The sequence below is a fragment of the Pectobacterium colocasium genome (assembly GCF_020181655.1).
Lineage (GTDB): Bacteria > Pseudomonadota > Gammaproteobacteria > Enterobacterales > Enterobacteriaceae > Pectobacterium > Pectobacterium colocasium.
Genome location: NZ_CP084032.1, coordinates 251,433 through 263,443, shown reverse-complemented (window position 1 = coordinate 263,443; position 12,011 = coordinate 251,433). Strand labels below are relative to the sequence as shown.

The following is a 12,011-nucleotide window of genomic DNA, read 5'->3' as shown; positions in this document are numbered from 1 at the left end:
CCCTTCAGTACCCCGCATCGAGGTTCCAGCATGCTACAACGCCCAACCGTAAAAGGTGATTTATCACTGACTAACCCAGCGGTGCGCGCCTGGCTGTATCAAATTGTCGTTGTGATCGCGGTATTGGCTGTCGCAGCCTACCTGTTGCACAACACCGTAACCAATCTGGCACAGAGGGGCATCACCTCTGGCTTTGATTTTCTGAATAAAAGCGCCGGCTTTGGCATCGTCCAGCACCTGATTGACTATCAACAAGGCGACACCTACGCCCGCGTTTTTCTTGTTGGGTTATTCAACACACTGCTGGTTTCAGCATTGTGTATCGTGTTTGCATCGATTCTCGGCTTTACCGTTGGCCTTGCCCGACTGTCCGATAACTGGTTACTGCGAAAAATATCCAACGTTTACATCGAGATATTTCGTAATATTCCACCGCTATTGCAGATCTTCTTTTGGTACTTTGCGGTACTACGAAATTTGCCGGGGCCACGCCAGTCGATCAGCGCCTTTGATATCGCGTTCCTCAGCAATCGGGGCTTTTATCTACCCTCTCCTGAATTGGGGCCAGGCGCGGCGGCATTTTTCCTTTCTCTGCTGATCGCAGCAGTTGTGGCATGGGTCGTCTTTCGGCGTAACCGGCGCTACCACGCGTTAACCGGCCAGCCACGCAGAACCTGGCCGCTGGCGTTAGGCCTGTTGCTTGTGCTGTGCGCACTCAGTCATTTGATTTTCGGCTCCGCTTTTCACTGGGATATGCCGGAATTGAAAGGCTTCAATTTCCGTGGTGGTATGGTGTTGATCCCTGAACTGGCGGCATTAACCGTCGCGCTTTCGGTCTACACCTCATCGTTTATCGCCGAGATCATTCGTTCAGGTATCCAATCGGTTTCCCACGGTCAACATGAGGCGGCACGTTCTCTCGGGTTGCCAAATCCCGTTACGCTACGCAAAGTGATCCTCCCACAGGCGCTGCGCGTCATCATTCCGCCACTCACCAGCCAGTATCTGAATATTGTGAAGAACTCTTCACTGGCTGCCGCCATTGGCTATCCCGATATGGTGTCGCTGTTCGCAGGAACGGTTCTCAATCAGACCGGCCAGGCCATTGAGACCATCGCCATTACCATGTCGGTCTACCTCATTATCAGCCTGCTGATTTCGCTGCTGATGAATCTGTATAACCGAAAGATCGCATTAGTCGAACGCTAAGAGGACGTCATGACGATGAACCATTATACGCAAGGCCGTCAGTCCTCTCTTTTCAGAGCGATGTTATGGGCTCGACGTAATCTCTTCTCCAGTATCAGCAATAGCCTGCTAACGCTGTTTTGCCTCTGGCTATTGTGGGTTGCCATACCGCCGCTGCTCAACTGGGCGATCTTTCAGGCGAATTGGATTGGCACCACCCGCAATGACTGTACGCGTGATGGCGCTTGTTGGGTCTTCATTCATGAAAGATTTGGTCATTTCATGTATGGCCTGTATCCGGCTGCGGAAGTCTGGCGTATCAACTTTGCGCTCACTATCGGGTTGCTGAGTATCCTGCCGATGTTTCTGAAAAGCATTCCCTATCGCGGGCGCTACATTGCGGTCTGGGCGATGGTGTATCCGCTCATTGCATGGTGGTTACTTTACGGCGGTTTTGGCGGACTTAGCCGAGTGGAAACCTATCAGTGGGGCGGGTTAACGTTAACGCTGATTATCGCCGCCGTGGGTATCGCGGGTGCGTTACCACTTGGCATCTTGCTCGCATTAGGCCGCCGTTCCACACTGCCGATTGTGCGTATGCTTTCCGTTGTCTTCATCGAATTCTGGCGCGGCGTACCGCTTATCACCGTGCTTTTTATGTCCTCCGTGATGCTGCCGCTGTTTTTAACGGAGGGCACGACTATCGACAAACTGCTAAGGGCGCTAGTCGGCGTGATTTTATTCCAGTCCGCCTATGTCGCCGAGGTCGTTCGCGGTGGCTTGCAGGCGCTACCTAAAGGACAGTATGAAGCCGCTGAATCTCTGGGCTTAGGCTATTGGCGTATGCAGGGCCTGGTCATTCTCCCACAAGCGCTGAAAATGGTTATCCCGGGTCTGGTGAATACCATTATTTCTCTCTTTAAAGACACGAGTCTGGTGATCATCATCGGCCTTTTCGATCTCTTCAGCAGCATCCAACAGGCCACGGTCGATCCCACCTGGCTAGGTATGTCGACAGAAGGCTATGTCTTCGCCGCCATGGTCTATTGGATTTTCTGTTTCAGCATGTCGCGTTATAGCCAGCATCTTGAAAATCGTTTTAACACCGGACACAAGTCACACTGAGGCCATCCATGAATCAGACTGCATTCACTCAATCAACCGATCACATGATTACCTTAGAAAATGTGAATAAATGGTACGGGCAATTTCATGTACTTAAAGATATCAATTTGCAGGTCAGACAGGGGGAACGTATCGTACTGTGTGGCCCATCTGGCTCGGGGAAATCAACCACCATACGCTGCATTAATCATCTCGAAGAGCATCAACAAGGGCGAATTGTCGTTGATGGGATCGAATTGAATCATGATTTGCGTAATATCGAAAAAATTCGTACTGAAGTCGGCATGGTTTTCCAACACTTCAATTTGTTCCCACACTTAACCGTATTACAGAACTGCACGCTGGCGCCATGCTGGGTGCGCCACATGCCAAAAAAAGAAGCGGAAGAGCTGGCAATGCACTATCTGGAACGCGTGCGTATCGCCGCCCATGCCCATAAATTTCCGGGACAGTTATCTGGAGGTCAGCAGCAGCGTGTGGCCATCGCCCGTTCACTGTGCATGAAACCTAAGATTATGTTGTTTGATGAACCGACATCCGCGTTGGATCCTGAAATGGTAAAAGAGGTACTCGATACCATGCTTGGACTGGCTCAGGACGGGATGACGATGCTCTGCGTAACGCACGAGATGGGTTTCGCAAGAACGGTCGCTGACCGGGTGATCTTTATGGATCAGGGGGAGATCGTGGAACAAGCGCCACCAGATATCTTCTTCTCCAGCCCTCGCTCAGAACGCACGCAGTCATTTCTCTCGCAGATTCTGCACTAATACCGAAGCACTCTGCCTGCGTGTCTGCGCAGGCCTTTCCTAATAACATCAGTATGATGATGGCTCTCGCGGTTCACATTATCGGATCACTAACGCGATATTAAGGTAGACTGGTTTCACTTCATCACTGGCTCAAAAATAACCGTCAATAGCCCAGAATTGAGCACAGTTTACACAGAGTAATTGAATAGATAGAGGCGGTCTTTCACCATGGGTATAGATAAAATCAGCTCGCACCGACACGCGCACAGCAAAAAGCCCCTGTCTTTCGACAGGGGCCTTCCACTATTTGATGCCTGGCAGTTCCCTACTCTCACATGGGGAAGCCCCACACTACCATCGGCGCTACGGCGTTTCACTTCTGAGTTCGGCATGGGGTCAGGTGGGACCACCGCGCTATCGCCGCCAGGCAAATTCTGTTTCATTCCAACCGTCGCACTTCAGTCGCTTTCGCTTCTCTCTGCACAACCATCAGAACCAATCTTCGAACAAGCTGAGTATTGTTTTTTATGAGTCATCATCACTCAAAACACCTTCGGTGTTGTAAGGTTAAGCCTCTCGGGTCATTAGTACTGGTCAGCTCAACGTATCGCTACGCTTACACACCCAGCCTATCTACGTCGTCGTCTTCAACGGCCCTTCAGGGACATCAAGTGTCCAGGGAAGACTCATCTCGAGGCAAGTTTCCCGCTTAGATGCTTTCAGCGGTTATCTCTTCCGCACTTAGCTACCGGGCAATGCAATTGGCATCACAACCCGTACACCAGTGGTGCGTTCACTCCGGTCCTCTCGTACTAGGAGCAACCCCTCTCAATCTTCCAGCGCCCACGGCAGATAGGGACCGAACTGTCTCACGACGTTCTAAACCCAGCTCGCGTACCACTTTAAATGGCGAACAGCCATACCCTTGGGACCTACTTCAGCCCCAGGATGTGATGAGCCGACATCGAGGTGCCAAACACCGCCGTCGATATGAACTCTTGGGCGGTATCAGCCTGTTATCCCCGGAGTACCTTTTATCCGTTGAGCGATGGCCCTTCCATTCAGAACCACCGGATCACTAAGACCTGCTTTCGCACCTGCTCGAGCTGTCACTCTCGCAGTCAAGCTAGCTTATGCCTTTGCACTAACCTCCTGATGTCCGACCAGGATTAGCTAACCTTCGTGCTCCTCCGTTACGCTTTGGGAGGAGACCGCCCCAGTCAAACTACCCACCAGACACTGTCCGCAACCCGGTTTACGGGCCCACGTTAGAACATCAAACATTAAAGGGTGGTATTTCAAGGTCGGCTCCATGCAGACTGGCGTCCACACTTCAAAGCCTCCCACCTATCCTACACATCAAGGCTCAAGGTTCAGTGTCAAGCTATAGTAAAGGTTCACGGGGTCTTTCCGTCTTGCCGCGGGTACACTGCATCTTCACAGCGAGTTCAATTTCACTGAGTCTCGGGTGGAGACAGCCTGGCCATCATTACGCCATTCGTGCAGGTCGGAACTTACCCGACAAGGAATTTCGCTACCTTAGGACCGTTATAGTTACGGCCGCCGTTTACCGGGGCTTCGATCAAGAGCTTCTCCTTACGGATAACCCCATCAATTAACCTTCCGGCACCGGGCAGGCGTCACACCGTATACGTCCACTTTCGTGTTTGCACAGTGCTGTGTTTTTATTAAACAGTTGCAGCCAGCTGGTATCTTCGACTGGTCTCAGCTCCATCCGCAAGGGACTTCACCTTACACCAGCGTGCCTTCTCCCGAAGTTACGGCACCATTTTGCCTAGTTCCTTCACCCGAGTTCTCTCAAGCGCCTGAGTATTCTCTACCTGACCACCTGTGTCGGTTTGGGGTACGATTCGGTGTTACCTGGAGCTTAGAGGCTTTTCCTGGAAGCGTAGCATCAGTTACTTCATCACCGTAGTGACTCGTCATCACGCCTCAGTGTTAACGATGACCCGGATTTACCAAAGTCACCCACCTTCACGCTTAAACCGGGACAACCGTCGCCCGGATAACCTAGCTTTCTCCGTCCCCCCTTCGCAGTAACACCCAGTACAGGAATATTAACCTGTTTCCCATCGACTACGCTTTTCAGCCTCGCCTTAGGGGTCGACTCACCCTGCCCCGATTAACGTTGGACAGGAACCCTTGGTCTTCCGGCGTGCGGGTTTTTCACCCGCATTATCGTTACTTATGTCAGCATTCGCACTTCTGATACCTCCAGCAACCCTCACAGGCCACCTTCGCAGGCTTACAGAACGCTCCCCTACCCAACAACACCTGAGTGTCGCTGCCGCAGCTTCGGTGCATGGTTTAGCCCCGTTACATCTTCCGCGCAGGCCGACTCGACCAGTGAGCTATTACGCTTTCTTTAAATGATGGCTGCTTCTAAGCCAACATCCTGGCTGTCTGTGCCTTCCCACATCGTTTCCCACTTAACCATGACTTTGGGACCTTAGCTGGCGGTCTGGGTTGTTTCCCTCTTCACGACGAACGTTAGCACCCGCCGTGTGTCTCCCGTGATAACATTCTTCGGTATTCGCAGTTTGCATCGGGTTGGTAAGTCGGGATGACCCCCTAGCCGAAACAGTGCTCTACCCCCGAAGATGAATTCACGAGGCGCTACCTAAATAGCTTTCGGGGAGAACCAGCTATCTCCCGGTTTGATTGGCCTTTCACCCCCAGCCACAAGTCATCCGCTAATTTTTCAACATTAGTCGGTTCGGTCCTCCAGTTAGTGTTACCCAACCTTCAACCTGCCCATGGCTAGATCACCGGGTTTCGGGTCTATACCCTGCAACTTAACGCCCAGTTAAGACTCGGTTTCCCTGCGGCTCCCCTAAACGGTTAACCTTGCTACAGAATATAAGTCGCTGACCCATTATACAAAAGGTACGCAGTCACCTAACAAGTAGGCTCCCACTGCTTGTACGTACACGGTTTCAGGTTCTATTTCACTCCCCTCGCCGGGGTTCTTTTCGCCTTTCCCTCACGGTACTGGTTCACTATCGGTCAGTCAGGAGTATTTAGCCTTGGAGGATGGTCCCCCCATATTCAGACAGGATGTCACGTGTCCCGCCCTACTCATCGAACTCACAATCTGTGCATTTTTGTGTACGGGACTATCACCCTTTACTGTGCGACTTTCCAGACGCTTCCACTAACACACAAACTGATTCAGGTTCTGGGCTCTTCCCCGTTCGCTCGCCGCTACTGGGGGAATCTCGGTTGATTTCTTTTCCTCGGGGTACTGAGATGTTTCAGTTCCCCGGTTCGCCTCATTAACCTATGGATTCAGTTAATGATAGTGTGTCGAAACACACTGGGTTTCCCCATTCGGGTATCGTCGGGTATAACGCTTCATATCAGCTTACCGACGCTTATCGCAGATTAGCACGCCCTTCATCGCCTCTGACTGCCTAGGCATCCACCGTGTACGCTTAGTCGCTTAACCTCACAACCCGAAGGTGTCTTTGATAAATCAAAGTCATCATCGTGCTGTGATTATTTGAGAGACTCATTGACAGACAGAATCATCACAACTCACCCGAAGGCAGTCATGCATGTTCAGCTGTCATGTTTCAATTTTCAGCTTGTTCCAGATTGTTAAAGAGCAATATCTTAAACCCTGACTATCGCTAATCAGTTTTAAGATATGAGGTAAGCAGATTACTTACTGAAGACCCCCGCTTTCACCGGAATGGTCGGATGCGCTGGCGTCCCCTAGGGGATTCGAACCCCTGTTACCGCCGTGAAAGGGCGGTGTCCTAGGCCTCTAGACGAAGGGGACACGACACCGTACTTTGTTGACGCTTTTGCTCGTTATTTTCATCAGACAATCTGTGTGAGCACTTCACTCAACCCACATCTTCTTGGTAAGGAGGTGATCCAACCGCAGGTTCCCCTACGGTTACCTTGTTACGACTTCACCCCAGTCATGAATCACAAAGTGGTAAGCGCCCTCCCGAAGGTTAAGCTACCTACTTCTTTTGCAACCCACTCCCATGGTGTGACGGGCGGTGTGTACAAGGCCCGGGAACGTATTCACCGTAGCATTCTGATCTACGATTACTAGCGATTCCGACTTCATGGAGTCGAGTTGCAGACTCCAATCCGGACTACGACGTACTTTATGAGGTCCGCTTGCTCTCGCGAGGTCGCTTCTCTTTGTATACGCCATTGTAGCACGTGTGTAGCCCTACTCGTAAGGGCCATGATGACTTGACGTCATCCCCACCTTCCTCCAGTTTATCACTGGCAGTCTCCTTTGAGTTCCCGGCCTAACCGCTGGCAACAAAGGATAAGGGTTGCGCTCGTTGCGGGACTTAACCCAACATTTCACAACACGAGCTGACGACAGCCATGCAGCACCTGTCTCAGAGTTCCCGAAGGCACCAAAGCATCTCTGCTAAGTTCTCTGGATGTCAAGAGTAGGTAAGGTTCTTCGCGTTGCATCGAATTAAACCACATGCTCCACCGCTTGTGCGGGCCCCCGTCAATTCATTTGAGTTTTAACCTTGCGGCCGTACTCCCCAGGCGGTCGATTTAACGCGTTAGCTCCGGAAGCCACGCCTCAAGGGCACAACCTCCAAATCGACATCGTTTACAGCGTGGACTACCAGGGTATCTAATCCTGTTTGCTCCCCACGCTTTCGCACCTGAGCGTCAGTCTTTGTCCAGGGGGCCGCCTTCGCCACCGGTATTCCTCCAGATCTCTACGCATTTCACCGCTACACCTGGAATTCTACCCCCCTCTACAAGACTCTAGCTTGCCAGTTTCAAATGCAGTTCCCAAGTTAAGCTCGGGGATTTCACATCTGACTTAACAAACCGCCTGCGTGCGCTTTACGCCCAGTCATTCCGATTAACGCTTGCACCCTCCGTATTACCGCGGCTGCTGGCACGGAGTTAGCCGGTGCTTCTTCTGCGGGTAACGTCAATCGGTGAGAGTATTAATCTCACCGCCTTCCTCCCCGCTGAAAGTGCTTTACAACCCGAAGGCCTTCTTCACACACGCGGCATGGCTGCATCAGGCTTGCGCCCATTGTGCAATATTCCCCACTGCTGCCTCCCGTAGGAGTCTGGACCGTGTCTCAGTTCCAGTGTGGCTGGTCATCCTCTCAGACCAGCTAGGGATCGTCGCCTAGGTGAGCCATTACCTCACCTACCAGCTAATCCCATCTGGGCACATCTGATGGCGCGAGGCCCGAAGGTCCCCCGCTTTGGTCCGAAGACGTTATGCGGTATTAGCTACCGTTTCCAGTAGTTATCCCCCTCCATCAGGCAGTTTCCCAGACATTACTCACCCGTCCGCCGCTCGTCACCCAAGGAGCAAGCTCCTCTGTGCTACCGCCCGACTTGCATGTGTTAGGCCTGCCGCCAGCGTTCAATCTGAGCCATGATCAAACTCTTCAATTTAAGATTTGTTTGATTTGCTGAACTCGTCAGCGATGCTCAAAGAATTAAAACTGTTTATTCGTAATGAATTTACTGTTGTTCACTCTTCAAGACTTTTTATATCGTCAAGATACGGTCTTGTGAGTGCCCACACAGATTGTCTGATTAAATTGTTAAAGAGCAGTGCCACAATCTCTCGTGGCGCGGGTCGCATATACTATGCTAATCCGCTTTAAAGTCAAGTCATTGCTGACTGCTTTATGAAATCTTTTTTCTGTCATCACAACTGCGTTTGCGCTGTTGCCGTGTCAGTGGAGGCGCATTATAGGGACTTCTCGGCAGGCCGCAATAGGTATTTTAAAGAAAAATGTTTGTTTGCTGCATTCCACAGCAAAACCCCGCTTTATACCTATTTTTGCACAAACTTATCCACAGAAAGCATTCTATTCAAAAATTGACGAGCATCACGCAAACGTTTTCGCTACAATTCACCTCGTTCAAAATCGTCGTGTTTTTGCGAACGCTAACTGAATATTTCTCTTTATTCCGCAATTATTGCTCTGACAAAGACGATATTCACATACCGTTCTTTACTGACTACCCAAATCCAGGGGATAACATCATCATGCAACAACGCCGTCCAATTCGCCGCGCTCTGCTCAGCGTTTCTGACAAAGCAGGTATTGTCGAATTTGCTCAAGCTCTGTCCCACCGTGGCGTCGAGCTTCTTTCAACTGGTGGAACCGCCCGTTTGCTGGCTGATGCTGGCTTGCCGGTGACTGAAGTCTCTGACTACACTGGCTTCCCGGAAATGATGGATGGGCGTGTAAAGACTCTGCACCCGAAAGTACACGGCGGTATTTTGGGACGTCGCGATCAAGATGATGCGATCATGACGCAGCATGACATTAAGCCGATCGATATCGTGGTTGTGAATTTGTATCCGTTTGCCCAGACCGTGGCGCGTGAGAACTGCACATTAGAAGACGCTGTCGAGAATATCGATATCGGCGGCCCGACGATGGTTCGCTCCGCCGCCAAGAACCATAAAGATGTGGCTATCGTGGTCAAGAGCAGCGACTACAGTGCCATTATTAATGAAATCGACACCAACGAAGGTTCGCTGACATACGAAACCCGTTTCGATTTAGCCATTAAAGCTTTTGAACATACTGCCGCGTACGACAGCATGATTGCCAATTATTTTGGCGCACTGGTTCCGCCTTACCACGGTGAAACCGATAAACCATCAGGTAACTTCCCGCGCACGTTAAACCTGAACTACATCAAAAAGCAGGACATGCGCTACGGCGAGAACAGCCATCAGCAAGCTGCCTTCTATATAGAAGAGAATATTAGTGAGGCTTCTGTCGCGACGGCTACACAGTTACAAGGAAAGGCACTGTCTTATAACAACATCGCCGATACCGATGCGGCGCTGGAATGTGTGAAAGAATTTTCCGAACCGGCCTGCGTTATCGTTAAACATGCGAACCCATGTGGTGTAGCAATTGGCGGCTCAATTCTTGATGCCTACGAACGCGCCTATAAAACCGACCCAACATCGGCATTCGGCGGCATAATCGCTTTCAACCGTGAGCTAGATGAAGAAACGGCGCAGGCCATTATCAGCCGTCAGTTTGTCGAAGTGATTATTGCGCCATCCGCCAGCGAGGCCGCATTAAAGGTGACGGCTGCCAAACAAAACGTACGTGTCCTGATCAGTGGCAATTGGCAGCAACGCGTTGCTGGCCTGGATTTCAAACGCGTCAACGGCGGTTTGCTGGTACAGGATCGCGATCTGGGCATGGTCGATGCCTCTCAACTGCGTGTCGTGACTGAACGCCAGCCGAGCGAGCAGGAATTGCGCGACGCCCTCTTCTGCTGGAAAGTGGCTAAATTCGTTAAATCCAATGCGATTGTGTATGCACGCGACAATATGACCATCGGAATAGGTGCCGGTCAGATGAGCCGCGTTTATTCAGCAAAAATCGCCGGAATCAAAGCAGGTGATGAAGGGCTGGAGGTAAAAGGTTCCGCGATGGCATCTGATGCGTTCTTCCCATTCCGTGATGGTATTGATGCTGCTGCAGCTGTTGGTATTACCTGTGTGATCCAACCGGGCGGCTCCATTCGCGATGATGAGGTCATTGCCGCCGCCAACGAACACGGCATTGCGATGATCTTTACCGACATGCGCCATTTCCGCCATTAATTCTGGAGCTTGACCGAAATGAACATTTTAGTAATTGGTAATGGCGGACGCGAGCACGCGCTGGCCTGGAAAGCCGCACAGTCACCGCTGGCAAAACGCGTTTATGTCGCTCCGGGAAATGCCGGCACCGCGCTTGAGCCAGCGCTGACCAATGTCGATATCGCCGCAACCGACATTCCAGCGTTAGTCACTTTTGCGCAGGAAAACCACATCGATTTAACCATCGTTGGCCCAGAAACACCGTTAGTTCTCGGTGTTGTCGATGCATTTCAGAACGCGGGTCTAAAAATCTTTGGCCCAACGCAGGGCGCAGCACAGTTAGAAGGCTCCAAAGCCTTCACTAAAGATTTTCTGGCACGCCACAACATCCCGACAGCGGAATACCAAAACTTCACCGAAGTTGAACCTGCACTGGCCTATGTGCGTAGCAAAGGTGCGCCTATCGTCATCAAGGCGGATGGATTAGCCGCTGGCAAGGGTGTGATTGTCGCCATGACGTTGCAGGAAGCAGAAAACGCCATTCAGGATATGCTGGCGGGCAATGCCTTCGGTGATGCCGGGCACCGTATCGTGGTGGAAGAATTCCTTGATGGCGAAGAAGCCAGTTTCATCGTGATGGTGGATGGCAAGAATGTGCTGCCAATGGCCACCAGTCAGGATCATAAACGTGTTGGGGATAAAGATACAGGCCCGAATACTGGCGGTATGGGTGCTTATTCTCCAGCCCCGGTCGTGACTGATGAAATCCACCAGCGAGTGATGGATCAGGTAATTTGGCCAACCGTCAACGGCATGGCCGCAGAGGGAAATACCTACGTCGGTTTCCTGTATGCGGGCCTGATGATTTCTGCCGATGGTCAGCCAAAAGTGATCGAGTTCAACTGTCGTTTTGGCGATCCAGAAACACAGCCAATTATGTTGCGCTTACGCTCTGATCTGGTGGAACTGTGTCTGGCAGCCTGTGACGGCACGCTGGATCAGAAAGATTCCATCTGGGATGAACGTCCGTCTCTGGGTGTGGTATTGGCCGCAGGCGGCTACCCGGCTGACTACAACACGGGCGATGTGATTTCCGGCTTACCGCAGCAAGATGCCGAAGATGGCAAGGTCTTCCATGCTGGTACCAAGCTGAACGGTATTGATGTCGTCACCAACGGCGGCCGCGTACTGTGCGTCACCGCACTGGGCAATACCGTCGCTGAAGCGCAGCAGCGCGCTTACGAAATCGCAGCAGGTATTCAATGGCAAGGTGTATTCTGTCGAAAAGACATCGGCTACCGCGCCATTGAGCGCGAGCAAGCCTGATAGGCGATCCTGAT

Annotated in this window: 5 protein-coding genes, 1 tRNA gene and 3 rRNA genes; 5 read left to right on the top strand and 4 right to left on the bottom strand. The window is 51.6% G+C overall.

All coding sequences use genetic code 11. From position 1 onward, the window contains the following. Positions 1–30: 30 nt before the first annotated feature. From LCF41_RS01170 to LCF41_RS01160, 3 genes are read left to right on the top strand one after another with little or no spacing between them, the layout of a single operon-like run. Positions 31–1,209 carry an amino acid ABC transporter permease gene (locus tag LCF41_RS01170; protein WP_225086539.1) on the top strand — a complete coding sequence of 393 codons (1,179 nt, stop codon included), beginning with the start codon at positions 31–33 and terminating at the stop codon, positions 1,207–1,209. Between the two features lie 9 nt (positions 1,210–1,218). Further along, positions 1,219–2,313, top strand: coding sequence for an amino acid ABC transporter permease (locus LCF41_RS01165; protein ID WP_225086538.1), 1,095 nt, complete (start codon positions 1,219–1,221; stop codon positions 2,311–2,313). A gap of 8 nt (positions 2,314–2,321) precedes the next feature. After that, the gene (locus tag LCF41_RS01160) at positions 2,322–3,083 is read left to right on the top strand and encodes an amino acid ABC transporter ATP-binding protein (RefSeq protein WP_284144941.1); all 762 of its coding nucleotides are present in this window, start codon (positions 2,322–2,324) and stop codon (positions 3,081–3,083) included. A gap of 294 nt (positions 3,084–3,377) precedes the next feature. Here LCF41_RS01160 and rrf read toward each other — a convergent pair. The 4 genes from rrf to LCF41_RS01140 all read right to left on the bottom strand — a co-directional run bounded on the left by rrf (position 3,378) and on the right by LCF41_RS01140 (position 8,498). After that, positions 3,378–3,493 (bottom strand): 5S ribosomal RNA (rrf, locus tag LCF41_RS01155). 135 nt (positions 3,494–3,628) lie between these two features. Beyond that, positions 3,629–6,534 (bottom strand): 23S ribosomal RNA (locus tag LCF41_RS01150). Positions 6,535–6,794: 260 nt separating this feature from the next. Beyond that, positions 6,795–6,870, bottom strand: a tRNA-Glu gene (locus LCF41_RS01145). 86 nt (positions 6,871–6,956) lie between these two features. Then, positions 6,957–8,498, bottom strand: a 16S ribosomal RNA gene (locus tag LCF41_RS01140). Together the 16S, 23S and 5S rRNA genes with 1 tRNA gene alongside form the textbook arrangement of a ribosomal RNA operon. A gap of 604 nt (positions 8,499–9,102) precedes the next feature. On the opposite strand from LCF41_RS01140, the gene purH reads away from it, so the two are divergent. Both purH and purD read left to right on the top strand, forming a co-directional pair. Beyond that, positions 9,103–10,692, top strand: a complete 1,590-nt coding sequence (gene purH / locus LCF41_RS01135; RefSeq protein WP_225086537.1) for a bifunctional phosphoribosylaminoimidazolecarboxamide formyltransferase/IMP cyclohydrolase — start codon at positions 9,103–9,105, stop codon at positions 10,690–10,692. A gap of 18 nt (positions 10,693–10,710) precedes the next feature. Further along, on the top strand, positions 10,711–11,997 hold the full coding sequence (purD, locus tag LCF41_RS01130; RefSeq protein WP_225086536.1) for a phosphoribosylamine--glycine ligase: 1,287 nt from the start codon (positions 10,711–10,713) through the stop codon (positions 11,995–11,997). The last annotated feature ends 14 nt before the right edge of the window (positions 11,998–12,011 follow it).

What these genes read in the sequence shown, in the direction of transcription:
- LCF41_RS01170 (WP_225086539.1), top strand. Translation starts at nt 31, where the DNA reads ATGCTACAACGCCCAACCGTAAAAGGTGATTTATCACTGACTAACCCA.
- LCF41_RS01165 (WP_225086538.1), top strand. Translation starts at nt 1,219, where the DNA reads ATGACGATGAACCATTATACGCAAGGCCGTCAGTCCTCTCTTTTCAGA.
- LCF41_RS01160 (WP_284144941.1), top strand. Translation starts at nt 2,322, where the DNA reads ATGAATCAGACTGCATTCACTCAATCAACCGATCACATGATTACCTTA.
- purH (WP_225086537.1), top strand. Translation starts at nt 9,103, where the DNA reads ATGCAACAACGCCGTCCAATTCGCCGCGCTCTGCTCAGCGTTTCTGAC.
- purD (WP_225086536.1), top strand. Translation starts at nt 10,711, where the DNA reads ATGAACATTTTAGTAATTGGTAATGGCGGACGCGAGCACGCGCTGGCC.